This window comes from Micromonospora sp. NPDC049047 (assembly GCF_040649135.1).
Classification (GTDB): Bacteria; Actinomycetota; Actinomycetes; order Mycobacteriales; family Micromonosporaceae; genus Micromonospora.
Window position 1 is genome coordinate 263,144 of the sequence record NZ_JBEZEY010000009.1, and the last position, 23,948, is coordinate 287,091.

Consider the following 23,948-nt stretch of genomic DNA (forward strand, 5'->3'; position numbering starts at 1 on the left):
GCTGGCCCGGTTACCCTGCCGGGATGACGGATGTGGAGGCGGCGGCCCGGCGGTTCATCGCCGATGTGTGGAACGCGCGCCGGGAGGAGTCGGCGTACGAGTTGATCGCGGAGGACTGCCCGGGGCTGGGCGGCACCGGGCCGGAGGCGACGCTCGCCTGGCACCGGGAGCGGCGGGCGGCGTTCCCGGACCTGCGCTACAAGATCGTGGACGTGGTGGCGTCCGGCGAGCGGGTGGCAGTGCACTGGCGGGCCGCCGGCACGCACGCCGGGCAGTTCGGGCCGGTGCCGCCGACCGGTCAGGTGGTCAGCTACTCCGGCGCGACGTTCCTGCGCTTCGACGCGGCGGGCCGGATCGTCGAGGTGTGGAGCTGCAACGAGCTGTTCCAACTCCTCCAGCAACTCGGCGTGGAGATGCTGCCCCCGGCTGTGACCGGGCCCGGGGTGTGATCGGCAGATTGATCGGGAAGGGCTCGCCGCAGCCACGGTATCGCCGTGGACCTGTGGGTGGTGGTCGCGCGCGCCGGGGCCACAGGGCAGGATGGTCGACATGAGCGACCCCAGCGAGCGCGGTGCCACCGGCGAACGCGGCCTTCCCGGCGCGGGCCTGGTGAAGGGGTTGGCGGTCACCCTCAAGACGATGACCAGCCGGTCGACCACCCAGCAGTACCCGGACGTCGCCCCCGACCTGCCGCCCCGCTCGCGCGGTGTGATCGCGCTGTCGGAGGAGAACTGCACTGTCTGCATGCTCTGCGCCCGGGAGTGTCCGGACTGGTGCATCTACATCGACTCGCACAAGGAGGAGGTGGCGGTGCCCGGCGCCGCCCGCCCCCGCCAGCGCAACGTGCTCGACAAGTTCGACATCGACTTCTCCCTCTGCATGTACTGCGGCATCTGCATCGAGGTCTGCCCGTTCGACGCGCTCTACTGGTCCCCCGAGTTCGAGTACGCCGAGTACGACATCAAGGACCTGCTGCACGACAAGGACCACCTCGGTCAGTGGATGGCCACCGTCCCGCCGCCGCCCGCGCACGACCCGAACGGGGAGCCGGCCAAGGAGGAGACCGCCGCCGCCCGCAAGGCCGCCGCCGCCCGTCCGGCTCCTCCATCGGTACGCCCCGCCGCCGACCAGGACCCCGCGTCGTGACCACCGGAGCCGGAGAGGCGGCCCGGTGACCGGGGCGGATGTGCTGCTGCTCGCCCTCGGCGCGGTGGCGGTCGGTGCCGGCGTGCTGGTGGTGACCACGAAGCACCTGGTCCGGGCCGGGCTCTACCTGGTGGTGTGCCTGGGCGCGCTGGCCGGTGACTTCCTGGTGCTCAGCGCCGAGCTGGTGGCCTGGGTGCAGGTGCTGATCTATGTGGGCGCGGTGGTGGTCCTGCTGTTGTTCGCGGTGATGCTGACCCGGGCGCCGATCGGCGCCTCCGACGACCTGGACCGGCCCGGCTGGCCGGCCGCCCTGATCGGCGGTGGCGCCGGGCTGGGCCTAACCGTGCTGCTCGTCGACGCGTACCGCTGGAGCAGTGTCGCCTCGCCGGACACGGGCACCGCCGAGCGGCTGGGGGAGCAGATCTTCCAGTCCTGGGTGCTGCCGTTCGAGGTGCTCTCGGTGCTGCTGCTGTCCGCGCTGGTGGGTGCGATAGTGCTGTCCCGGCCGGACATCGGCCGGGCCGGCCCCGGCGTGGCCGAGACCGCCGACCGGCCCGGGGTCGACGTCCGGACCGGGGGGCGCCGGTGAGGCCGGTCATCCCGTACGTCACCGCCGCGCTGCTGTTCGGCCTCGGCGTCTACGGCGTGCTGCGTCGGCGCAACGCGGTGCTGGTGCTGATGTCTGTCGAGTTGATGCTCAACGCGGTAAACCTGATCCTGGTCACCGCGGACAGCACCGCCCGCGCCGTGCTGCCGCACTCCGGGCAGGTCTTCGCGCTGTTCGTGATCGTCCTCGCCGCCGCCGAGATCGGGGTGGGGCTGGCGATCGTCCTGCAGCTCTACCGGCTGCGGGCCACCGTCGCGGTCGATGACGTGCCGCTGACCGAGCCTGCGCAGACCGTTGGTGGGCGCGAACCGGCCGTCCTGGACCGGGAGGCGGGCCGGTGACCGGGCTGCTCGGGGCGCTGCTGCCCGCCGTACCGCTGGTCGCCGGCCTGGCCGGCCTGTTGCTGCCGCCGGCCCCGCGTCGCGACGACCCGACCGGCGGTGGCCGGGCCCGCCGGGCGGCCGTCGCGCTCGGCGTCACCGGTGCGGCCGTCGCGTTCGCGCTTGCCGTCGCGCTGCTGGTCACTGTCGACGGGCCGACGGAGACGTCGACCAGCTGGGTCGACGTCGGTGGGCTGGCGGTGACCCTCGGCGTACGGCTGGACGGGGCCGCCACACTTGTCGCGGTGGCGGTCACCGCTGTCGCGCTGGCCGTTCAGGTCTACTCGATCGGCTACCTGCGGCGCGGTCCACACGACGACATCGACGTCGACCACCGCTACCCGCCGTACGCCGCCCAGATCAGCATCTTCACCGGCGCCATGCTGCTGGTGGTGGTGGCCGGGGACCTGATCATGCTGTTGGTCGGTTGGGAGGTGATGGGCCTCTGCTCGTACCTGCTCATCGCCCACGACCGCCGACTGGCCGGTGCGCCGGCCGCCGCGATGAAGGCGTTCCTGGTGACCCGGGTCGGTGATGTCGGGTTCCTGCTCGGCATCGCGTTGCTCGGCGTGTCGACGGGCAGTTTCCGGATCGCCGACGTGCTCGCCCACGACCACTCCACAGCGACGTTGACCGCCGCCGGCCTGTTGCTGCTCGCCGGGGTGGCCGGCAAGAGCGCGCAGTTCCCGCTGCACACCTGGCTGCCGGACGCGATGGCCGGCCCGACGCCGATCTCCGCACTGATCCACGCGGCGACCATGGTCGCCGCCGGGGTGTACGCCGTGACCCGGCTCTACCCACTCTTCACTGCCGCGCCGGTGACGCTGACGGTGCTGGGGGTGCTCGGCGCGATCACGCTGCTGCTCGGTGCGCTAGCCGCCACCGCGCAGGACGACATCAAGCGGGTGCTGGCCTGGTCGACAGTGTCCCAGTTGGGCTACATGACCGGCGCGTTGGCGGTCGGCTCACCGGCGGCGGCGCTGTTCCACCTGCTCACCCACGCCGCGTTCAAGGCGTTGCTGTTCCTGGCCGCGGGCGCGGTGATCCACGCGGTCGGCACCACCCTGATGTCGGAGATGGGTGGGCTGCGGCGCAGCATGCCCGTGACGTTCTGGTGCACGGTCGTGGGCCTGGGCGCGTTGGCCGGGGTGCCGCCGTTGGCGGGCTTCTGGAGCAAGGACGGCGTGCTCACCGTCGCCGAGTCCGCCGCGCTCGAGGGCACCGGCCCGGCACCGTCGTGGGTGGGCTGGATCGTCTGGATCGCCGGGCTGGTCGGGGTGGTGATCACCGCCTGGTACGCCGGTCGGCTGCTGCTCCGCGCCTTCTTCGGTGCGCCACGACTGCCACTGGTCCGACCGCACGACCCGCCCGCGTTGCTGCGCTGGCCGGTGCTGCTGCTCACCGTACCGGCCGCGCTGTTGGGTCTGGCCGGGTTCGTCGGGGCGTTCGCCGACCGTCTGCGGTTTCCGACAGTGCCGGTGGCGGGCTCCGAGGACGGCCTGATCCACGTGGCGTCGGAGGTGCTGCTCCCACTCGCGTTGCTGCTGGTCGGGGCGGCGCTGGTCCTGCTGCTGTGGCGGCGGAACCCGGCCGCCGACCCGGCGGCCGCGCTGGGTCCGCTGCGGCCGGTCTTCGCCCGCGCGTTCCGGCTCGACGACCTTCAGCACATCCTTGTCGTACGCCCCGTCCGCGCGCTGGCCCGGGTCGCCCGCGCCGGGGACGAGGTGGTGGTGGACGGTGCCGTCGAGGGCAGCGGGCGGGCGGCGACCGGTCTGGGCGCGGGGTTGGCCGCGCTGCACCGGGCGGCGCTGCCCCGGGCCGCCGCGGGCGTGCTGGCCGGCGCGCTGCTGATCGGCCTGGCGGCGGCTGTGATCGGAGCTGCCCAGTGAGCGCGCGGCGTGGGTCGGGGCCGCGAGCCGAGGGCGGTCCGGTGAGCGCGTGGAGTGGGTCGGGGCCGCGAGCCGAGGGCGGTCCGGTGAGCGCGTGGAGTGGGTCGGGGTCGCGAGCCTCGCGAACGAAGGCGGTCCGGTGAGCGTTGGGCAGGCGTTGCTGGTCGCCGTGCTGGCGGTGCCGGCGCTGGGTGCGGTAGCGGTGGCGGCGACGCCCCGGGACCGGGCGGCCCGGCTGGTCGGGACGGTAGCCGCGGCGCTGACCCTGCTGGCGGCGGTGGCGCTGGTGTTCGGCCGCCGGGACTGGCTGGTGTGGTCGGACAACGGGCCGGCGGTGTTCCCGTGGCACTACCTGGACCTGCCCTGGGTGCCCGGCCTGGAGTTGCGCTTCCACCTCGGTGTCGACGGCATCTCCTGGCCGCTCGTGGTGTTGACCGCGCTGCTCACGCTGCTCTGCTGCGCGTACACGGTGTGGCGGGTGCCGGACGGCGGCAGTGGCCGGACCCTTGTCGCGTTGCTGTTGGTGGTCGAGGTGGGCATCCTGGGCACCTTCCTCGCCCTGGACCTGGTGTTGTTCTTCCTGTTCTTCGAGGTCGTCCTGCTGCCGATGTACGCGATCATCGCCGGCTGGGGCGGCGCGGACCGGCGTCGGGCGGCCCGCAAGTTCGCGCTGTACACCCTGTTCGGCTCGGTGCTGCTGCTGGTCGGCGTGTACGTGGTGGTCGCGGCCACCGGCACCGCCGATCTGATGGCGTTGACCGGTGGCGCGGGGATGTCCAGGGGCACCCAGTTGGCCGCGTTCACCCTGTTCGCTGTGGCGTTCGCGGTGAAGAGCCCGCTGTGGCCGCTGCACTCCTGGCTGCCCGACGCGCACACCCAGGCCCCCACGGTGGGCAGCGTCGTGCTGGCCGGGGTGCTGTTGAAGATGGGCACCTACGGTCTGATCCGGGTGGCGGTGGGGGTGGCACCGGAAGGCGCCCGCTGGGCAGCGCCCGTGCTCGGCGTGCTCGCCGTCGCCGCGATCCTGGTCGGTTCGCTTGTCTGCCTGGCCCAGACGGACGTCAAGCGGCTGATCGCGTACTCAAGTGTGGGGCACATGGGCTTCGTGCTGCTCGGCGTCGCCACGCTGACCACAGTCGGCGTCCAGGCGGCCCTGATCGGCAACATCGCGCACGGGGTGCTCACCGCCCTGCTGTTCTTCCTGGCCGGCGCGGTGAAGGACCGCACCGGCACGGGCGCGCTCGCCGAGCTGTCCGGGCTGCGGGAGACCGCTCCCCGGCTGGCTGGCCTGCTGGCGTTCGCGGCGATCGGTTCGCTCGGCCTGCCCGGGTTGGCCGGCTTCTGGGGCGAGGCGTTCGCGGTGATCGCCGCCGTCCAGGTGGGTGGCCCGCTCTGGACCACCCTCGGGGTGTTGGCCGCTGTCGGTGCCGCGCTCACCGCCGCGTACTTCCTGCGCCTGCTGCGCCAGGTCACCCACAACCGGCCGAGTGCCGCCGTCGGTCGGGTCGGTCCCGGCCTGGCCGGTGCGGAGCTGACCGCGTGGGTGCCGCTGGTGCTGCTCGCGTTGGCGATCGGGCTGGCCCCGGCGCTTGTGCTCGGGGTCGCCGAGGCGCCCGTCGACGCTCTGATCGGGGTGGTCCTGCCATGACCGGTGTGCAGAGCGTGGACAACGTCGCGCTGCTGCCGGCCTACCTGGCCGCCGGCACCGCGGTGCTCGTGCTCATCACCGACCTGCTCCTGGCGCGGCCACGGGCCACGATCGTGGTGGCGGCGCTCGGCGCGCTCGGTACCGCAGTCGGTGCCGCAGTGGTCGGCGCGGCCGGGGAGCGGCGGACGTTCTGTGTCGGCGCGGACTGCTCCTGGGTCTTCGGCGGCCGGGCCGCCCTGGTCGGCGTGGTGGTGGCGCTGCTCACCCTGGGCGTGCTCGGGCTGTCCGTGCCGGCGCTTCGGGGCGGCCGGTCGCCGGTGGGGGAGTACTGCTTCCTGCTGGCCTGCTCGATGACCGGTGGCGTGGTGCTCGGCGCGGCGGGCGACCTGATCACCGTGATCGTGGCCCTGGAGACGCTCACCCTGCCGCTGTACGTGCTTGTCGGCCTGCGTCGGGGCAGTCTCGCCAGCGCCGAGGCGGCACTCACCTTCTTCGTGGTCAGCGTGGTCGCGACCACCATCACGCTGCTCGGCGCGGCACTGCTGTACGCGGTGACCGGTGGACTGCACCTGGATCGGCTCGGCGCGCTGCTCGCCGAGCGTTCCGACCTGCGGGAGCTGCCGCTGACCACCGCAGCTGTGGCGTTGCTGCTTGTCGGGTTGGCGTTCAAGGTGGCGGCGGTGCCGTTCCACGCCTGGGCGCCGGCCACCTACGACGGGGCGCCGCTGCCGGTGGCCGCGTACCTGTCCACGGCGTCGAAGCTCGGTGGCCTCGTCGCGTTGCTCGCCGTGGTGCAGCGGGCACTGCCGGCGGAGCAGACCGGCCCGGTGCTCGCCCTGCTCGCGGTGCTCACCATGACCGTCGGCAACCTGGTTGCGCTGCGCCAGCGGCGGACCGTCCGGCTGCTCGCCTGGTCGTCAGTCGCGCAGGCCGGGTACATCCTCGCCCCGCTGGGGGCGTTGGCGCTGGCCGCCGGCCGCACTGACGAGGCACGTTCCGCCGCGTACGCCGCCGCCGTGGCGTACGCGGTCTTCTTCGTCGTGTTGGAGCTGGCCGCGTTCGCCGGGGTGACCGCGTTGCGTCCGGCCGGGGCGGACGGCGGCACGCTCGACGACCTGCGGGGGGCGGCCCGCCGGCACCCGTGGCGGGGCGCGGCGCTCGGTCTGGCGCTCGTGGGCCTGGCCGGTCTGCCGCCCGGCCTGGCCGGGCTGTTCGCGAAGGTGACGGTGGTGCGGGCGCTGCTGGACGGCGGGGCGGCCTGGTTGGCGCTCGTGGTGGCGTTGAACGCGGTGATCGGGTTGGCGTACTACCTGCGGGTGGCCGCCGCGCTCTGGACCCCGGCGACGGTGGGGTCAGGCCCGGCCGCGGCGCCAGCCGGGGACGGTACGGCTGCCGTACCCGTGGTGGGTGTGGTGGCAGTGGTGCTGGCGGTGGCGACGGTGGCCGCTGTGGTGCTCGGCTTCGCCCCGCAGTTGGTGCTCGACCTCGCCCCCCGCTGACCTGGTATTCCAGTCTCAGTGAACTCTCAGCGTTGAGACGGATGGTTGGCGGGTACCGGGTTGTTGAACCGGTCAGCGGATCCCGGCGATCCGTGCACCGAAGGAGACATCGTGCACCACAACCGTCTGAAGACCGCAGCGCTGCTTGGCCTGCTCAGCGCCCTGATCCTCGCGGTGGGCTACTGGTTCGGTGGCAGCAGCGGCTTGGTCATCGCCGTCCTCATCTCGCTTGTCATGAACGGCGTGAGCTACTTCTACTCCGACAAGCTCGCGCTGCGCTCGATGGGTGCGCAACCGGTCACCGAGGCACAGTTCCCCGAGTTGTACCGCATGGTGCGGGAGTTGGCGACCGACGCCCAGCAGCCGATGCCGCGCCTGTACGTCAGCCCGACCGCGCAGCCGAACGCGTTCGCCACGGGGCGCAACCCGCAGCACGCGGCGGTCTGCGTGACCCAGGGCATCACCGAGATCCTCGACTACCGTGAGCTGCGCGGTGTGATCGGCCATGAGCTGTCCCACGTCTACAACCGGGACATCCTGATCTCCAGCGTGGCGGCCGGGCTGGCCAGCATCATCACCCTGCTGGCGAACCTCGCCTTCTTCATTCCGCTCGGTGGCGGGGACGACGAGGACCGCCCGAACCCGGCGGTGCTGCTGCTCACCCTGATCCTCGGCCCGATCGCGGCGACCGTGATCCAGTTGGCGATCAGCCGGAGCCGGGAGTTCCAGGCGGACGCGTCGGGCGCCGAGCTGAGCCGCGACCCGCTCGCCCTGGCCAGCGCGCTGCGCAAGATTGACGCGGTGGCCCGGCGTCGGCCGTTGCCGGCCCAGGGCCAGCTCACCAGCACCGCACACCTCATGATCGCCAACCCGTTCCGGGGCGGCGGCATGGCGGCGCTCTTCTCCACCCACCCGAAGATGGAGGACCGCGTCGCCCGGCTGGAGCAGATGGCCGCCAACTCGGGTCCGGTCCAGTTCCAGCGCTGACCCGCTGAGCACGCACTCCGCCCGCATCCGGTAGCCCCGGGTGCGGGCGGAGTGCTGTATTTCGGTTGTCTGCCGGCACGGCGGTGGCGTTAGGGTCGTAACGGCTAACGCTCATTACATCCCCGGGAGGTTCACGGTGGCCGCGCTGCGTCAGTATCTGGGTGTCTGGCGGATCCCCGGCGCCCCGATGCTGCTGATCCTCGGCATCGTCGGGCGGCTCGGGATCGGCATGACGCCGCTGGCGCTGCTGCTTGTCGTCGAACAGGTGACCGGGCGGTACGCGCTGGCCGCCATCGCCGGCGGGATCTACGCCGTCGCCGGTGCCGCCCTCAGCCCGATCGCCGGCCGGATCGCCGACCGGGTCGGCCCCAGCCCCGTCCTGCTGGCCACCGCCGTGGCCCACCCGCTGGCGCTCATCGGACTACTGCTGGCCAGCCGCTCGGGCGACGACGCGCTCCCCGCCATCTACCTCGCCGCAGGCGTGGCCGGCGCCACCTACCCGCCGCTCACCGCCGCCATCCGGGGCGCCTGGAACGACCTGACCGGCCCCGCAAGCGGCAGGTACCCCCTGCGCAACACGGCGCTCGCCGCCGAGACCTCACTGTTCGAAATCGTCTTCGTGCTCGGCCCGCTGCTCGTCGCCGGGTTCGTGCTCGTCGCCGACGCCGCGGCCGCGCTGATCGGCGCGGCAGTGGTCACCCTGGTCGGCACCACCGCCGTGGCACTCGGCCGGGTGATGCGCGGGTGGCGTCCGCACCCGCGCGAGCACCACGCCCGCGGGCTCGGCCCGCTGCGCGTCGCCGGCTTCCCCGCCCTGCTGGTCTGCGTGGCCGGCCTGGGCATCGCCTTCGGCGCCGCCGGGGTGATCGTCCCGGCGTACGCGAGCGGCCACACCACCGGCGACCCGGAGAGCCTGGCCGGCCTGCTCCTGGCCGTCTGGGGGATCGGCAGCGCCATCGGCGGGTTCTGGTTCGGCGTCCGCAAGCCGGCGGCGAACATGACCCGGCAGTTCGCCCTGATCCTCGCCGCGCTGGCCGGCACCTTCGCCGTGTTCGCGGTGATGCCCACCCCGCTGGCGCTCGGCGTCGCCCTCGTCGTCGGCGGAGCCACCATCGCGCCCGCGCTGACCCTGGAGAACACCCTGGTCGGCCGGATCGCCCCGACCAGCATGCTGAACGAGGCGTACACCTGGGTGGTCACCGTCGCGGTGGCGGCGAGCGCGGCCGGCGGCGCGGTGGCCGGCCTGATCGTGGATCACTCCGGCGGGGTCCGCTGGGCGTTCCTGTTCGCCGGGGCGGCCGTCGCCGTCGGGGCCGCAGTCGCGGCCCTGCCCGCCGGGCCCATCGCCCGTGCCGAAACCACAGCGGTACGCGCCGAAGCCCCCGTCCCGGTCTGACGCCGCTGTCCCCCGCGCGGGGCTCGCCTCCCGTGCGGGGCTCGCCGCCCGCGCGGGCCCGATCCACTCGGCGGCCGCCCCCGGCTTGATCCACTCGAATTCCTTGAAGTCCGGCTACCCCTGCGCGTCGGATGCCCCGACTTCAAGGAACCCGGGTCCCGCCGGCCTGCCCAGTGTGCACGGCGCTCTGCATCCAGAGCGGTTCCCGCTGCGCGTCAGGTGCGGTGCCGGCGGGGTCGGCGGCGACAGCACCCAGGCGGGGCTCCGGGCATGCTGGGAGTACGTCCGGGTACCTCCCGGGCGTGACCTTCTCGATCGCCGCATGGTGCCGGCGTACCGGGCAACTCGGGGTGGGAGCCCTGACGGCCAGGCCCGCGGTCGGCAAGCTCGTCGCCCACGTCCAGTCGGGCGGCGGTGCGGTGGCGACCCAGGCCACAGTCAATCCGTTCCTGGCCTATCACGGTCTGCCGCTGCTCGACGAGGGCCGCTCGCCGCAGGACGTCCTGACCGAGTTGCTGGCCCAGGACCCGGGCCGGGACGTGCGGCAGGTCGGCATGGTCGACCGTCACGGCCGCTCGTACGCCTTCACCGGCTCCCGCACCATGGGCTGGGCTGGGCAGGGCACCGCACCGGGCCGGGTTACGCGCTGCAGGGCAACCGCCTGGTAGGCCCGCAGATCCTCGCGGAGATCCTCCGGGTGTTCGAGGAGAGTGGGGGACTCGACCTGGCGGAGCGGCTCGTTCTGGCCATCGAGGCCGGCGAGGAGGCCGGCGGTGACCGCCACGGCGCACGGTCGGCGACCGTCACGGTGATCAGCGATCAGCCGTACCCGCTCTGGGACGTGCGAGTCGACGACGCCGAGCATCCGGCGCGGGAACTGCGCCGGCTGCACGGCGTCTTTCGGGATGAGGTGCTGCCGACAATCCGAGGGATGCCGACCCGCGAGGACCCCATGGGCGAAGCCGCCCGGCAGGCGCTCGGGACACCGATGGAGCGCAAGACACCGTCGAACGCCGTCGACCAGCAGACATCAACAACGGCAACCGGCGAAGCCCTGTGAGTAGGCGTCGGATGCCTTGTCGGTTGATGCCCGGCTCGCTCCCACTCGGCCAGGTCCCGCCTTTGCCTCAGTGCCTGACGGCGATATCGGAAAGCCCTGCTGGTAAGGCGGCGGCCTGAGCGGCGGTCGCCGCCTTACCGGTAGTTGTCGAACTGGAGGGCGACGCCGAAGTCCTCACCCTTGAGCAGCGCGATGACGGCCTGGAGGTCATCCCTCTTCTTGCCGGTGACGCGCAGCTGGTCGCCCTGGATCTGCGCCTGTACGCCCTTGGGACCCTCGTCGCGGATCTTCTTGCTGATGGCCTTGGCCTTGTCCGCCTCGATGCCCTGGACGACCTTGCAGTCGATCTTGAAAATCTTGCCGGACGGGCGCGGCTCGCCGGCGTCCAGCGCCTTCAGCGAGATGTTCCGCTTGACGAGCTTCTCCTTGAAGACGTCAAGCGCGGCACGAACACGCTCCTCGGTCTCCGCCTGAAGGCCGATCGCCTCCTCGCCGGACCAGGAGATCTCCGCCCCGGTGCCGCGGAAGTCGAACCGGGTCGCGAGCTCCTTCACCGCCTGCCGGAGGGCGTTGTCGACCTCCTGCCGGTCAACCTTGCTCACAATGTCAAACGACGGGTTCGCTGCCATGTATCTGCTCCTGCTGTCCGGCGGTCTGGGCCTGCCGTCGGCCGCCGACCAGCGGCACGACCCCCTGACCGTACCCGGTTGCGTCGGCACCGGGGGGAGCCGCTATCCTTGCTTCCGCCGCCGCGTTACGACGCGGTGGGGTGCCCTGGCGGGTTGCCCGAGCGGCCAATGGGAGCGGACTGTAAATCCGTCGCGAAAGCTTCAGAGGTTCGAATCCTCTACCCGCCACCAGGTGCGCAAAGAGGCCCCTGACCAGCGAGAACGCCGGTCAGGGGCCTCTTTCGTGAGTCTCACTCAGTCCCGCTCTTGCCCGCTCGATCTCGCTGGCCGTGTCGCATACGTGTCGCGAACCGGTGGGGGGTCGTCGGTCGACGGTCAGAGCATCAACAGGTTCGTCAGGACGTTGCCTACGATCCCGAGGACGACGCCACCGACGAAGGTGAGCAACGCAACGCGATTGCTGCTTTTTCGTTGACGGTCTGCCTGTTCCGCATGAGCAGCCTTCAGCTTTTCGATCTCGTCCGTCAGGCGCTGCTCAGTACGCTCGGTCAGCAGTAAAGAGATTCTTGAAGCTTGGCTCTCGTTCAGTTCGGCCATAGCCTGCGCTGACTCCGCCCGTTCGACGAGCGTTCGCACCTCGCCTTCGAACGCCTGAGCGTTTTGGCTGATTTCATGCAACTTAGATATTGATTGAATCAGTGTTTCCGAAACGTCGGATATCTCCTGCTCCAGGGACTTGCCATGAGAAGGAAGAGATCTCTTAACCGTAGTCAGGGCTTCTTCGGCGGCTGCCTCGAACTCGGCGGCTGCCTCCGTTTGCCTAGTCCGTGCTGCAACGACACCCCCAGTCAAAGCCGTGAGAGCACCGGTGACCAGGCCGATGATCAGAAGGATGTCTTCTAGGCTGAGTGGGCCGTCGCTTCGCCGGATGACCGTTCCGAATCCGACTAATAGTCCGACCGTGATCAACAAGTTGTTGGTCATGTCGCTGGAGGGTGCCCACTTGCGGCTCCTTCTTTGTTCCGTTCTTGTCACAGAGAGCACGATAAATGCCGGGAACCGGCTGTGGGGTTCGAGGGTGACCGAGCGGCATCATCTTCACTTCCCACCCTTCCGGTGTGCGTTCTCTCCAGCGCAGGTGGCGGTTCAGCCAGTGCCGACTCGATGCGCTGGCGGGCGCTCTCCTCTTGGCCGTAGACGCACTTCGCGTAGACCCGCATCAGGACGTGCACGCTGTGCCCGGCCCACTCGGCGACCTGGGTAGCCGGCACCCCGGCGTTGAGCCAGAGCGATACGGCAGCGTGCCGCAGGTCGTACGGCCGGCGAGCCAGTGGTGAGCGCTGCTGTGCGGGCGTGAGCACCTTCGCCCGCGCGTCGCGCCACGCCTTCCCGTAGGTGTTGCTCGGGATGGGCTGGCCAGCGGTGGGCACGTACCGGCCACCGGGGCCGCGCCGGGTGACAAACAGCTTCCCGTTCGATCCGGGCGGGTACTTCTTGACGTGGTGGTCGAGTAGCCGCACGAGCGGCGGCGGCACCGGCACGTCCCGCGTGGCGGCCTTCGCTCGATGCTTCAACCCTCGTTCCTCGGTCGTGTCGTCCCCGTCGCCCCAGTCCCGGCCCACGGCCACCGTCGAGCCGGTCAGGTGCAGTACGCCCCACCCGTCAGGCTCGGCGGGCCGTTCGTACTCGTCTTTGCGCAGGTGAAGCACTTCTTCGGGGCGTAGGGCGGCGTAGTACATGCATCCGAAGAACGCTTCCAGCTCGGGCACCGTTCGGCCGACCTCGGCGAGCAGTGCCCGCGCCTGATCCGGGTTGACCACCGCTCCTCGGTCGATCTCATCGGCCGTCTTCGGGGCGGTCCAGCTCACCAGGGTCATCGGGTGCGTGTCGAGTAGGCGCAGCTCAACGGCGTACTTGAGAGCGCCGGAGAAGACTGCCCGCTTACGGGCGATTGTGCTTGCCGAGGCGGGGGCACCATCCATCCGAAGGGCGAGCGTGTCGAGTGCCTTCCGCACCAAGGCGGCGTCGGTGAGCGCCGTCAGATCAACGGTGTTGGTCTTGAGCCAGCGCACGGCTGCGGCTAGATGGGCGGGCGGGTCGCCAGCGTCGCGGCGGGCCTTGTTGAACACCCACCCGTAGAGCGCGGCGCGTAGCGCCTTGTCGCTGGGCGCGCCCCGGTCCGTCGCCAGCAGCGCCGGGGTGACGGTGGCCAGCGTCTCGGCGATGCCCTTGCGGTGCTTCGCCGACGCGCGGGCCCACTTCATGTCGACGTACGTCACGGCGTGCTCGTACCAGGAACGGGCGTTGAGTGCGCGCGCCATGGGCTCGGGCAGACCGCTGGCCTTGTCGAACGCGACGCCCTCTCGCTGAGACACCACCAGCTTCGACCGGAAGCTCTCGGCCAGGGCGCGGGTTGCGAACGTCTTCCGGAACGGCTTGCCCGCCACCTTCCAGCGGATCACGTAGGAGTAGCCCTTGCTGAGTTGGTTCTTGAGAATGCCGTGTACGCGTACGTCGTAGGTGCTGTTCATGCTGCCTCTTCGTGGTCGTTGAGCCAGTTGTCCAGGTCGCGGCGACGGACGTACAGGCTGCCGTTCGGGTACTTGATGGTTCGGGGTGCGCGGCCGGTGGCCTTCCAGCGGAAGAAGGTCGAGCGGGGTACGCGCAGTTCGTCCAGGACTTCGGTGAGGGTGAGCAGGTTCCCGGTCGGTGTGCGGCGGGTGGTCATGGGTGGGTGTCCTCCCTGGGGGTGGCGTGGAGGTAGATGCGCTGCAACAGCGGGGGATCGACGGTCGGGGTAGGGCCGGCTGACCTGCTGGATTTGCAGCACTCGGGCGATGGCGTCGAGCGCTGCGGCTGTTTCAGTGGGGGTGCCGTGCAGCCTGATTCGCACGGTGAGGGCCTTCCGGTCGGCGCGGGTCGGGTGTGGAGGGTCGGCTAGGGGGGGGCGGCAGAAGGGCGTAGGGCGGGCCGCCGAGAGCGCCGTAGGGGCAAGATCCAGGGCTGTCGGGCGTACGGCGTAGGGCCTGGTGCTCTCAGGCGCTCTTAGCGGGCCGTTTCCGGGGGCTGTCGGCCGGCGGTCGATGCCGGTCAGCGGTGGCGGGAGGCCGGGAAGCGCTGACACGCTGACAGCAGGGCTTGCTGGTGACGTTTCCGCAGGTCAGCAGTGGTGCAAAGCTGTCAGCGGGGTGCGCTGACAGGCGCTGACAGCGCTGACACCTCACGGGCGTCGGTGGGGATTGTCAGCGCCTGTCAGCGGGTGTCAGCGCGGGCCGCTGACACCTTCCCGGGTGCTCTGAGCTGCGGAAACGTCCCCGGTCGTGGCGATTGTCAGCGTGTCAGCGCTTCCGGGGTCCTCTCCGGCGGCGCGGGGGTGAAGCTCGTAGCGGCCGTCCGGCCCGTTGCGAACCCACCCGAGGGCGATCAGCTCGTTGAGAACGGCGGTGACCTCGTCGGACTTCGGGAGCCGGCGGGCTACCCGGCGGTGCGCCTCCCGGCGGGTGAAGGTGGTCATGCCCTTGGTGGTGAGCACCCCGAGCACGTACCGGGCGTTCTCGATCGCGGTGTCACTGCCGATGGTGGTCAGCGCGGCGCGGTAGTGCGCGGCGAAGAACTCGGCGAGGCGTACGGCGTCGGTCATGCGGTCGGCGTCGATGGGGCGTCGCCAGGCGTCGGCGGGGTGGTGGGCGACGTGCAGCAGCCCGGCCAACCGGAGTGTCGCCCCGGAGAGCTTGTTGCCCCACTCCCGCATGTCGTACAGGCCCCCGCCGGGCCGTAGTTCGGCTTCGACCTGCTCGGCGGTGGCGCGGCGCACAGTGGCGGCGTCCTCGGTGAGCACGACGACGGCGGGGTCTTCCCACTCGGCGAACGTGGCGGCCAGGTCGTGCACCCGGTTCCGGTAGCCGGCGGTCACCGGCTCGGCGATCGGCGGTGTGTCCACCGTCCGATACCCGGCCAGGGAGCGCGGGAGGGCGAACAGGAACCGGGCCGGCAGGCCGCGCCCGGCGAGGTCGGCGTTACCGCCGAACTTGCGCAGCACCGAGGGCTGCGCCATCACGCACACCGTCAGCGCCGGTCTGTCGACCGAGACACCTTCGCGGGTGATCCGTTCGTTGCTCATCGGCTGTCCCGCGTGGCCCTTGAGATAGGGGTCGAGGTTGGGTGCGCCGGAGTACCGGCCGGCGAGGGTGTCGAAGATCCCGCCCTCATCCGAGATGATCGCCATGCGTCCGCCGTTGGCGGCCATCAGGTTGATGAGGACTTCGGGGGTGGCGTCGTCCACGATCAGGCGGGGCAGGCCGGGAACGGTGATCGCCTCGGCCGCGATGGCGGCAGCAACGGCCTCGGCGGATGCCTCGTCGCGCCTGCCCGGGTCGGCGGTCTTCGCTGCTTGGGTCTTGGCCTGTTCGGCGTGCCGGTCGGCGATGTCCCGCAGCGCGGCGGCCTCGGCGATCCGGGGTCGCATCGCTTCCCCGAGGGTCGATTGCGCGGCGAACAGTGGTGCGGTCATCGCCCGGTGCACGGGGCTCTTGCGTTCGCCGGGGCCGGCGATGACGGCGGCGAAGATGTTCACCGGTTCCCGCCACCCGCCGACCGGCTCGACCTCCAGCCGGCCACCCGCACAGGCGGAGAGCACGGCCACGGCGAGGGTGCCGGCCATCGCGGGATCGGTCTGGGTGAACCGGGCGACGCCGGTCACCATGTCGCCGAGCCAGCGGGGGAACACGTCGACCGGGAACGGCGGCGGCGCGGTGGTCGGCCCGGTCAGGGGCACTGGAACATCCCACAGCGGCCCGCCGTTGCCCGGCGGCGCGTCGGTGTCGTGCGGGTCGTCGGGGACGAGGTGGAGGCGGGCGGGTGTCATGCGGCCTCTCCGTTCTGCGCAGTGGTGCGGGTGCGGTAGGCGGCTTGGCGGCAGGCGTGGGAGCAGTGGCGCGGCCACCGCCCGGTGGCCGGTCGGCGCAGCGGCTTGCCGCAGTGGCAGTGACGCAACCCGGCCGGCGGGGTTACGTCAGCGGCGGCGGGGACGACGGCCAGGAGGGAACCGTCACTGTCGTTCTGGCGCCGGGGTTGCGTCACGCCCGCGGGGCATCCGTTATCGACCGCCGCGGTGGTTGCGTCACCGTCTGGCGCCGGGGTTGCGTCACGGCCAGGTGGCATCCGCCGGCGGCTTTCGTCGGCGGCCCGGTGGCGCATGAGTTGCACGCCGATCCAGTGCGTGTACGTGGGTGGGATGGCCTGGGTGAGGTTGGGCCAGGGCATCCAGTCGATGCCCATCGCGGCGCGCGCTTCCTCGGTGTTGGGTGACGTTTCCCCGTCGACGACGCGCTTTCGTCCCGAGCGCTGGCCGTAGCTGCCGTACACGGGCACGGGTGGGGCCTGCCGGTCGTGCCAGCACGGCGTACCGGTCAGCGGCAGGTTCGACTCAAACAGGCGGTGTCGGCGCACCCCGAGGCGCAAGCTGTCCCCGCAGATCGTGATCGGGTCGAGCAGGGGTGCTCCGGGCACGTTCTCCATCACGTACGCCCACGGGCCGCCCGGCGCGGCCACCGCCGCCCGCAACCGTTCCCGGGTCGGCTCGATCAGGTCGGGGTGCTCGTGGCGCATGTGGGCGGGGGTGGCGGCGCTGAACCGCTGGCACGGCGGGGACGCGGCGATCACGTCGAACCCGGTCAGGTCCACGGTGAGGGCGTCGGCCTGGATGAACGGGAACGGGTAGTACGGCTGCGGTCGGATGTCCACGCCCACCACGTCGAAGCCGGCGGCGTAGTAGCCGGCCGACGCGCCGCCCGCGCAGCAGAACAGGTCCAGCACCCGCAGGCGGCGGTTCACGCGGCCACCGTCCGGGGCCGTTTGCTGCCGGCGGTGAGGCCGGATCGGACGGTGCGGTACGCCTCGGCGGTGCGCAGCCCGGCCGTCACGCCCGCCTGTTCCAGCACGCTCTGCGCGTCGTCTTCGGGGAGCGCCCCACCGGCCGCGAGTTGGCCGAGGGCCACGGCGGCGATGTACAGCGCCCGGTTGCGCTCCCCGCTCGCGGCGGTGGTGACCCGCTCGACCTCGCGGGCGACGGCGGCCCGCACGTACCCGCCCGCTCGGCCGGTGCCGAGGTCGACCACCACCGGCCGTTGCGGCGGCAACGGCGCGGGGGCGAGCAGCCCGGCCAGCCACCCGGGCAGCGGCGCGGGGTCGGTGTCCAGGTCGACCGTGTAGGGGCGGCGGTTGACGGTGCAGCCGGCAGCGACGACGTACCCCCCCTGGGCGCGGCTGTCGACCATCGGCCCGAGCGTGCCGGCGGTGTTGCGCAGCGCCGGCCCGGCCTTGGGGTGCCGGTAGTAGAGGTGGGTGCCGCCGCGCCCGGTGGTCACGGTGTACGTCGGCTCAATGCCAGCCCCGTGCGCGGCGGCCAGGCCGGCGAGGGTGTCCAGCCCGGTCGGGCCGGCGGTGGCGTCCTTCGGCGTGTCGAGGTCGACCACCACGAGGCGGGACGGCCCGCAGGCGATGCCGATGCCGTAGGGGCGCGCGGACCACGCCCGGCGGATGCGGTCGGGATCGGTGGTGGCGCGGACCTCCCATCCGAGGTGGTGACCGGCGGCGCGGCAGCGCGGGTCGCGACCGGCGCAGTCGTCGGCGGTGTGGTCGGGAAACGCAGGCCGCTTGTCGTCGGGGCGCAGCGGGAAGACGTGCCAGCCGCGTTCGGCGTGCGCGAGCGCGGCGGCGAGCAGATCGGTCACGGGTTGCTCCTGTTCACGCGGGTCGGCGGTGGGCGCGGGCGGCGTCGAGGTCGATCAGCGCCCCGCCCCTGGCGTCCGGTTCGCGGGCAGACCGGGTAGCGGTAGCGGCGATGTTGAGTCGCAGGTAGAGGCGGTAGCGGCCGGCATCGGTGCCGGTCAGCGCGTGGCGGGTGCCGCGTTGCACGAGGTGCCCGGCGGCGGTCAGCGCGGCGGTGGCGGCGTTCAGCTCGGTGCGGGTGCCGGTGAGCCACATCTCAAGCCCGTTCAGGCCGGTCATCGGGTGGCCCGCCCGGGTCGCGGTCGGGCGGTGATCGCGGCGCGGGTCACGGCCTGGCGCAGGTCGCCGAGCAGCCCAACCAACTGCCGGCGGGCGGCCAGCTCGGACGGTGCGAGCGCGACCCTGACGCGGACCTCGGCGTGCTCCCGCCCGGCGGCGGTCCGCACCCTGACGAGGACGGCGCGGGAGCGGCCGGCGACGTCGACCACGATGTCGTCGGATCGGTGCTCACCGAGGTTGCAGCGGTGGTCCATCCCGCACCACTCGGTGTGGCCGGCGGCGCGGCGGTTCACCGGGTCGCCTCGGCCCGTAGGCGGTGGAAGATGTTGAAGACGCGCCGCCCGGTGCGGAGCCTCATGCCCCGGTCGCAGCGGCGGCAGGCGCGCGGGCGGCGTAGGACGCGGGTGGTGGTGCGGCCGGTTCCGGCGCACCTTTTGCACGTGGTGAAGGGCTTGATCCAGCACAGCCCGGCGTAACCGAGCGTTACCAGGGCGGTGGGCGTGGCGGCGGTGATAGCGAGGGTGAGCAGGGGGTCCACAAGTGCCTCCAGGGCCGGTTTTCGGGCATGAAGGGTCGTGAGCTGCTATCCGCTAGGCCGCAGCTCATGATTCGGATGGGGCGCTAGCGGGGGTGCTAGCGCTAGCAGGTCGGGCCGCTAGCGCTAGCACCCTGCGCAGTGGTCAGCCGGCGGACCGCTTCCGGTCACGCTCCGTGATGGCCTTGATGAGGTCGGCGTGCTTGATGCCGCGTCGGGTGGTCGGCTTGCCGTCGATGCGTCGGCCTACGTCGCTGACCTTGATGAGGGGGTGGGACTTGAGCGCGGTGGAGAGCTGCGCGGCTTCCCATCCGCCGTAGACCTCGGGCCGCAGCTCGGCGAGCAGGCCGCACAGCGTCTCGTTCCACGCTTTCTCGTCGTCGCCCGGCCACACCTGTGCCAGGTCGCCGAGCACGTCCGCGACCGGGGCCACCTCACGGGTCTGCTCGTCGGGCTTGGGCAGGGTGCCGGCAGCCTGGCGCAGCGCGACAGCGCGGGCCACGATCCGGGCCGCGTCGGTGGTGTTGACGTAGTACGACTTCACCGCCGAGGGCTTCGGGCCGAAGCCGCGCAGGATGCCCCACCCGGCCTCATCGACCGGCACGAACACCGTCGCCCGGTAGCCCTGCTTGTAGGCCGAGGTGCCGAGGATCATGTCGTTGGCCGTCTGGTCAGCCACGGACAGGCAGAACCGGGAGTTGACGTTGCGGGTGATGCCGGTCGGCAGGCTGTCCTTGTCGGGGATCTGCGTGCCGATCAGGATGATCACGCCCAGCGCCCGGCCGAGCTTGATGACCTTCTCCAGGATCTCGCCGGCTTCCTTGGCGTACTTGCTGGTCATCAGCTCTTGCAGCTCATCGAACCACGCTACGAGAGGGTGCAGCCCCGACCCCTTGAGCGACGCCAGTTCCGGGGTGACTTTGTTCTCCGGGGCCTTGCCCAACCTGGCGTAGTGCTCGATGCGCTTGGAGCGGCGGCGGCACTCCTCGTACAGCCACTCGATGAACGCGAAGCAGCGGGCGAGGGTTTCGTCATCGAAGCCGTTGCCGTACTCGGCCATGACCTGCTCCAGGACGGCGAAGTCGCCGACGCCCTTCAACTCGTAACCCCGGATCTCGGCGCGCAGGTCCAGCGACGCGGCCAGGAGCAGGGTGCGCAGCGCGAACGTCTTACCCGACCCGGGCTGACCACCGAAGAGCCAGTTGCGGAACATCAGCTCGGCGTCGAGCACGTCCAGGCGTGGGGTGGTGGCGAACGGGAACGCCTTGAACAGGTCCACCTTCGCGCCGGCCGACAGCAGCGGCCAGGGCGGTTGCGTCATCTGCGACGCCGGCTCGTACCCGACCCACAGTGCCAGGCGGCCCGTGTGACCCGGTGCCGGCTCGGGCCACACCTGATCCAGCGGCAGCCGCATCGCCGAGGCGAGTTTGCCCCGGCGGGCGACCACCTCGGACGCTTCCACCCCGTAGGGCAGGTCCACCACGGCGAGGTGGCCGGGGCCGTCGCGGTGGATGTCCACCGGGAAGCTGATCGCCTTCGCGTCCTTGGCAACCGCCGAGTTGATGGCCGGCAGTTGCAGCGAGGTCAACGCTCGGCGGACCAGCTCGGCGGTGAGCTTGCGGTAGCGGGTGCCCTCGGTCACCCGGTCGGTCAGGGGCTTGTCCGCCGGACGGCCGAGCGTCGCGAGCAGCGGCAGCACCGCCGCCAGGGCGACCCACCGCCACCACGACGGGCCGAGGGCGAGGACGATCGCGGCGGCCACCATCGCGCCGGTCGACGCGGCGAGCACCCACCACCGCCAGACCGTCTGGCGCTGCCGGCGGGCGTCGAGCTTCATCCAGGTGTCGGCGTCGCCCCGGGTTGCAGCGGCCTGCCGCAGGTGCCAGTTCCCTTCCTCGGCGCTGGCCCAGTGCAGCGCCTTCCCGGTGCCCCGGAACAGGCCCAGCGGGGCGTAGACGGCCGTTTTCGCGGCGTACTTGGGTAGGCGCACCGCGTGGTAGGCGGTGACGTAGCCGGCGTCCTTGCTCTGGTGCCGCACGGCGGCCCGCAGCGCGCGCCACGACCTGGCCCAGTCGGCCAGGATCGGCCGGCGGTTACGCTGCCGGGCCAGCACGTCGCGGGGGACGTCGTCGGCCGCGTCCACCGGCCCGCCGTCGCGGTCCGCGTCGTCGGCGACGCTCTCGGCGTCCTCACCGTCGTCGGCCAGGTCGCTTCCGTCACCGCCGGGCGTGACGGATGCCTGCCGGCGGGCGCGGGCGTCGTCCAGATCGACCACCTCGGCCTCCGGGCCGCCGGTGGGGTCGGTGAGGTCCTGCTCTGCGGCCTGCCAATCGAAACGGTTTTCATCGGGGGCAGTCATGATGGGGGTTCCTCCAACGGTCGGGAGATCGGTAGGGGGCCGGCGGCGCGGCCGGGTTGTCGAGGCCGGAGGCCGCGCCGCCGGGCAGGGGTTACCAGCGGATGGTGAAGTCGCCCCGGATCTCGTCGACCTGTCGGCCGACCGTGGCGTTACCGGAGCGGATGTTCTCGGTCTGGGTGGGCGTGTCCTTGCTGCTCGGGGCGGGCTTGGGGGTCTTGCTGCCCTTGACCTCGCCGACCTGGATGGCAACGCGGTCGTTGCCGGATGCGCGGTTGGTGCGTCCCACGGTGGTTCTCCCTGCGGTTGTGCCGTCAGCGGGTCTGGCGGCCTCCGCGCGCCACCGGTTAATGAGCCGGTGGCGACGGGGGCGGTCAGCGACCGCTACGCGGAGGGCAGTCTCCGCAGGTGGTGGGCGGCGTGGCGTTGCCCCACAACGTGGCGTAGTGCTGGCCGCAGGGCAGAAGAACCGTTCGGGAGTGCGGGTTAGGCGCGCGGCGGGGGATCATGGGTGTTCTCTCCCTGATGTCTGCAAGACGGATGGGGTGAGACCGGCGGCGCGGCGCAGGTTTCCAGGCCAGGTGGCCGCGCCGCCGGGCGGAACTAGTCGTGCGTGCGAACGAGGTGCGCCAGGGCCGCGCCCATGCCGAGCACCGCGACCGGGAGGCAGGCGACGGCGGTGGTGATCCACCACGGGGCCGAGGTGATGCCGGCAGCCACGAGCAGGTGGTAGGCCACCTGGCCGAGCGCGCCGACCACGAGCGAGCCGAGCGCGGACCACTTGGCGAAGCGCAGCGCGGGGGCCGGCACCCGCCCGGACAGCCACACGTACAGCGCGTACGCGCCGTACGTCTCCACCCCGATCGGCAGGGTGATCGCCGAGTTGATGGAGAAGCTGTCCCAGATGCCCGGCAGCGGGTGCACGATGCCGAACCCGGTGAGTCCGCCGAGGCCGACCCACCCGGACCAGATCGCCACGAACGCCGGCAGGGCCAGCAGCACGACCGGCCAGGCGACCGCCCGGCGCGGCGGCGCGGGCGTCGGCGGCGGGGTGGGCGTGTCCGGGCGACTGACCGCGCTGGCCTCGGCCGGCGGCTCGGGCGTCGTGATTTCCGGTGCGGGCGTCGGGTCCGGCTCGACCGGCGGCGCGGGCTCGGGTACGGCCGGGTCCGTGGTGGCCGGCTCGGTGGTGTCGGCCGGCTGCGTGGCGGGCTCGGTCTTGAGCAGGGCGAGCAGTTCACCGGCCTTGGGTGCGCCGATGCGGAACTCCCGCATGAGCCGGTTACGCGACGGGAACGCCTCGCCGTCGGGCAGGTCCAGAGCGCGGGCGGCGGGCAACAGGTGCTCGATGGGCTGCGGGTAGCGGGTGCCGTTGATCGTGGGGGCAGTCATGGCGGGTGGCCTCCGGTCAGTGGTCGAGGATGTCGGCGAGCAGGTCGCGGTGCGCGGGGAACACGTCACCGTCGAGGTAGTGGCGCAGGTACTCGGCGAGGTGCTGGTAGGACTCGGCGTGCAGCCAGGCCGCGAGTCGGGCGTCGTCCGCGCCGACGACCTTCGGCAGGAACGGCACCGGGCCGAGGTCGATCAGGACGGGGACGGTGACCATCCACGCCTCGTCCGAGGCGCGCGGGTCGGGCACGTAGCGGGCCGGCAGCGTCTTCACCCATGGGTCGGTGGGGTCGGCGATCAGGCCGGTTTCCTCGGCCAGCTCCCGGAACGCGGCGGCGGTGGGGTCCTCGCCGGGGTCGACGTGTCCGCCGGGAAGCGCCCAACCGTGGTTGTCGTCGCGCTCCACCATCAGGATTCGGCGTCGGCCGCTGTAGGTGACCATGACCACCGCGTCGGAGGCCAGGGCCTCGCCCCAGTGGCCCAGCTCGTTGCGCCCGTAGCGGATGCCGGTCGGCGCGTACGGGTTGACCGGTCGGCCGTCCACGAGGGGAAACGGAATCGCGGCGGCGGCCCGGCGGGCTGCCCAGTCGATGCGGGTCGGGTCCATCTCCGGATCCGCCCAGCTCGCCCCGGCGGTGATGCCGGCCAGGACGGACGGGGCGGTGTAGGTGCGGGTCATGCGGCGGCCTCCATGGGATAGGCGCAGTCGACGCACTCGCCGAGTGAGCGCGGGATGTAGTAGGGCCGGACCGTGCCGCAGGTCGGGCAGGTCCGGCGGGCCAACAGAGCGGCGCGGACCGCCCGGAGCTGGGCGGGGGTGGCGGTGCGCTTCGGCGCGGCCAGGTCGAGCCGGTAGAGGTACGCGGTCCGGGTGCCGCCCACGCCGCGCCAGAGCACCTGAGCGGCGATCGGCTGACCACCGGGGCGCAGGCCGGCAGCGGTCAGTTGGCGGCGGGTGGCGTAGCCGGGCGGGGCACCCCGCCACCAGTAGGTGGGGATGCCGTACCGCGCCCCGTCCGGATCGAAGTAGGCGGCGCGGATTCGCGACATCAGGCCGCGCGGCGCGGGTCGGTGCGGGTGCTCACCTCGGCGGCGGCGCGGGTGACGCGGGCCTCGGCCCGGCGCAACCTGCGCCAGTCCAGGGCGGTCGGGCCGCCGTGGTCCTCGGCGTAGAGCATCGTGATTTCGGCGTCCAAGACGTCCAGTTCGGCCGCGATCAGCGGCCACTCCGTGTCGATCGCGGCCAGGTCGGCGGCGGTCGGTTCGGCGGTGATGAGAGCGAGTCGGTTCCGCACGGGAAACCTCCGGGAAAGTCGTCGCAGCGGGGGAACCCTCGGGGGCCGGTGGTGACGCAAGGCCGGCGCCGGCGGGGTGCGTCAGCAGTTCGTGACGCAAGCCGCCAGGCGGGATACGTCTCGT

Annotated in this window: 27 protein-coding genes and 1 tRNA gene; 12 read left to right on the forward strand and 16 right to left on the reverse strand. The window is 72.0% G+C overall.

The features are described 5' to 3' along the window. Nucleotides 1–23: 23 nt before the first annotated feature. The 11 genes from AB0B86_RS17380 (at nt 24) to AB0B86_RS17430 (ending at nt 10,612) form a co-directional block, all read left to right on the forward strand. On the forward strand, nt 24–449 hold the full coding sequence (locus tag AB0B86_RS17380) for an ester cyclase (RefSeq protein ID WP_357406525.1): 426 nt from the start codon (nt 24–26) through the stop codon (nt 447–449). A gap of 91 nt (nt 450–540) precedes the next feature. Continuing rightward, nucleotides 541–1,146, forward strand: a complete 606-nt coding sequence (locus tag AB0B86_RS17385) for an NADH-quinone oxidoreductase subunit I (RefSeq protein WP_357406523.1) — start codon at nt 541–543, stop codon at nt 1,144–1,146. Between the two features lie 25 nt (nt 1,147–1,171). Further along, the gene (locus AB0B86_RS17390) at nt 1,172–1,735 is read left to right on the forward strand and encodes an NADH-quinone oxidoreductase subunit J (protein ID WP_357418546.1); all 564 of its coding nucleotides are present in this window, start codon (nt 1,172–1,174) and stop codon (nt 1,733–1,735) included. Continuing rightward, nucleotides 1,732–2,094, forward strand: coding sequence for an NADH-quinone oxidoreductase subunit NuoK (gene nuoK / locus AB0B86_RS17395; protein WP_357406518.1), 363 nt, complete (start codon nt 1,732–1,734; stop codon nt 2,092–2,094). Before AB0B86_RS17390 ends, nuoK begins: the two co-directional genes overlap by 4 nt. Continuing rightward, complete coding sequence (locus AB0B86_RS17400; protein WP_357418549.1) at nt 2,091–4,022, forward strand: NADH-quinone oxidoreductase subunit L; 1,932 nt, start codon at nt 2,091–2,093, stop codon at nt 4,020–4,022. Before nuoK ends, AB0B86_RS17400 begins: the two co-directional genes overlap by 4 nt. A 139-nt stretch (nt 4,023–4,161) precedes the next feature. Continuing rightward, a complete protein-coding gene (locus tag AB0B86_RS17405) occupies nt 4,162–5,670 on the forward strand; it encodes an NADH-quinone oxidoreductase subunit M (RefSeq protein WP_357406514.1) in 1,509 nt (502 codons plus the stop codon). Next, nucleotides 5,667–7,169 carry an NADH-quinone oxidoreductase subunit N gene (locus AB0B86_RS17410; RefSeq protein WP_357406512.1) on the forward strand — a complete coding sequence of 501 codons (1,503 nt, stop codon included), beginning with the start codon at nt 5,667–5,669 and terminating at the stop codon, nt 7,167–7,169. Before AB0B86_RS17405 ends, AB0B86_RS17410 begins: the two co-directional genes overlap by 4 nt. A gap of 111 nt (nt 7,170–7,280) precedes the next feature. Beyond that, nucleotides 7,281–8,156 carry a zinc metalloprotease HtpX gene (gene htpX / locus AB0B86_RS17415; protein WP_357406510.1) on the forward strand — a complete coding sequence of 292 codons (876 nt, stop codon included), beginning with the start codon at nt 7,281–7,283 and terminating at the stop codon, nt 8,154–8,156. A 136-nt stretch (nt 8,157–8,292) separates the two neighbouring features. Next, nucleotides 8,293–9,552, forward strand: coding sequence for an MFS transporter (locus AB0B86_RS17420; protein ID WP_357406508.1), 1,260 nt, complete (start codon nt 8,293–8,295; stop codon nt 9,550–9,552). 302 nt (nt 9,553–9,854) lie between these two features. Then, a complete protein-coding gene (locus AB0B86_RS17425) occupies nt 9,855–10,220 on the forward strand; it encodes a DUF1028 domain-containing protein (RefSeq protein WP_357418551.1) in 366 nt (121 codons plus the stop codon). Then, complete coding sequence (locus tag AB0B86_RS17430) at nt 10,214–10,612, forward strand: DUF1028 domain-containing protein (RefSeq protein WP_357418610.1); 399 nt, start codon at nt 10,214–10,216, stop codon at nt 10,610–10,612. The genes AB0B86_RS17425 and AB0B86_RS17430 overlap by 7 nt, the downstream gene beginning before the upstream one ends. 134 nt (nt 10,613–10,746) lie before the next feature. On the opposite strand, the gene AB0B86_RS17435 is transcribed toward AB0B86_RS17430, so the two are convergent. Further along, entirely contained in the window at nt 10,747–11,241 is a 495-nt protein-coding gene (locus AB0B86_RS17435) for a YajQ family cyclic di-GMP-binding protein (RefSeq protein ID WP_357406504.1), read from the reverse strand. Between the two features lie 147 nt (nt 11,242–11,388). Between AB0B86_RS17435 and AB0B86_RS17440 the strand changes: the two genes are divergently transcribed. Continuing rightward, a tRNA-Tyr gene (locus tag AB0B86_RS17440) sits at nt 11,389–11,472 on the forward strand. A 144-nt stretch (nt 11,473–11,616) separates the two neighbouring features. Here AB0B86_RS17440 and AB0B86_RS17445 read toward each other — a convergent pair. The 15 genes from AB0B86_RS17445 to AB0B86_RS17515 form a co-directional block, all read right to left on the reverse strand. Beyond that, on the reverse strand, nt 11,617–12,225 hold the full coding sequence (locus tag AB0B86_RS17445) for a hypothetical protein (protein ID WP_266246380.1): 609 nt from the start codon (nt 12,223–12,225) through the stop codon (nt 11,617–11,619). A 47-nt stretch (nt 12,226–12,272) separates the two neighbouring features. After that, the gene (locus AB0B86_RS17450; protein WP_357418553.1) at nt 12,273–13,772 is read right to left on the reverse strand and encodes an integrase; all 1,500 of its coding nucleotides are present in this window, start codon (nt 13,770–13,772) and stop codon (nt 12,273–12,275) included. After that, the gene (locus AB0B86_RS17455; RefSeq protein ID WP_327033907.1) at nt 13,769–13,969 is read right to left on the reverse strand and encodes a helix-turn-helix domain-containing protein; all 201 of its coding nucleotides are present in this window, start codon (nt 13,967–13,969) and stop codon (nt 13,769–13,771) included. The genes AB0B86_RS17450 and AB0B86_RS17455 overlap by 4 nt, the downstream gene beginning before the upstream one ends. Nucleotides 13,970–14,503: 534 nt before the next feature. Then, nucleotides 14,504–16,105: a YfjI family protein gene (locus tag AB0B86_RS17460; RefSeq protein WP_357418555.1), complete on the reverse strand. Its 1,602-nt coding sequence runs from the start codon at nt 16,103–16,105 to the stop codon at nt 14,504–14,506. After that, nucleotides 16,102–17,073 carry a DNA cytosine methyltransferase gene (locus AB0B86_RS17465; RefSeq protein WP_357418557.1) on the reverse strand — a complete coding sequence of 324 codons (972 nt, stop codon included), beginning with the start codon at nt 17,071–17,073 and terminating at the stop codon, nt 16,102–16,104. The genes AB0B86_RS17460 and AB0B86_RS17465 overlap by 4 nt, the downstream gene beginning before the upstream one ends. Continuing rightward, the gene (locus tag AB0B86_RS17470) at nt 17,070–17,972 is read right to left on the reverse strand and encodes a bifunctional DNA primase/polymerase (RefSeq protein ID WP_357418559.1); all 903 of its coding nucleotides are present in this window, start codon (nt 17,970–17,972) and stop codon (nt 17,070–17,072) included. Before AB0B86_RS17470 ends, AB0B86_RS17465 begins: the two co-directional genes overlap by 4 nt. A 13-nt stretch (nt 17,973–17,985) precedes the next feature. Beyond that, entirely contained in the window at nt 17,986–18,249 is a 264-nt protein-coding gene (locus tag AB0B86_RS17475) for a hypothetical protein (RefSeq protein WP_357418561.1), read from the reverse strand. Continuing rightward, on the reverse strand, nt 18,246–18,542 hold the full coding sequence (locus AB0B86_RS17480; protein ID WP_357418563.1) for a hypothetical protein: 297 nt from the start codon (nt 18,540–18,542) through the stop codon (nt 18,246–18,248). Before AB0B86_RS17480 ends, AB0B86_RS17475 begins: the two co-directional genes overlap by 4 nt. Further along, nucleotides 18,539–18,787: a hypothetical protein gene (locus AB0B86_RS17485; protein WP_357418565.1), complete on the reverse strand. Its 249-nt coding sequence runs from the start codon at nt 18,785–18,787 to the stop codon at nt 18,539–18,541. Before AB0B86_RS17485 ends, AB0B86_RS17480 begins: the two co-directional genes overlap by 4 nt. A gap of 142 nt (nt 18,788–18,929) precedes the next feature. Next, on the reverse strand, nt 18,930–21,143 hold the full coding sequence (locus AB0B86_RS17490) for a cell division protein FtsK (protein WP_357418567.1): 2,214 nt from the start codon (nt 21,141–21,143) through the stop codon (nt 18,930–18,932). Between the two features lie 91 nt (nt 21,144–21,234). Further along, nucleotides 21,235–21,429: a hypothetical protein gene (locus AB0B86_RS17495; RefSeq protein WP_357418569.1), complete on the reverse strand. Its 195-nt coding sequence runs from the start codon at nt 21,427–21,429 to the stop codon at nt 21,235–21,237. Nucleotides 21,430–21,743: 314 nt separating this feature from the next. Beyond that, nucleotides 21,744–22,532, reverse strand: coding sequence for an ABC transporter permease (locus tag AB0B86_RS17500; RefSeq protein ID WP_357418571.1), 789 nt, complete (start codon nt 22,530–22,532; stop codon nt 21,744–21,746). Between the two features lie 16 nt (nt 22,533–22,548). After that, nucleotides 22,549–23,208, reverse strand: coding sequence for an NUDIX domain-containing protein (locus AB0B86_RS17505; protein WP_357418573.1), 660 nt, complete (start codon nt 23,206–23,208; stop codon nt 22,549–22,551). Further along, nucleotides 23,205–23,579, reverse strand: coding sequence for an RRQRL motif-containing zinc-binding protein (locus AB0B86_RS17510; RefSeq protein WP_357418575.1), 375 nt, complete (start codon nt 23,577–23,579; stop codon nt 23,205–23,207). The genes AB0B86_RS17505 and AB0B86_RS17510 overlap by 4 nt, the downstream gene beginning before the upstream one ends. Continuing rightward, on the reverse strand, nt 23,579–23,824 hold the full coding sequence (locus AB0B86_RS17515) for a DUF6284 family protein (protein ID WP_357418577.1): 246 nt from the start codon (nt 23,822–23,824) through the stop codon (nt 23,579–23,581). The genes AB0B86_RS17510 and AB0B86_RS17515 overlap by 1 nt, the downstream gene beginning before the upstream one ends. Between the last annotated feature and the right edge of the window lie 124 nt (nt 23,825–23,948).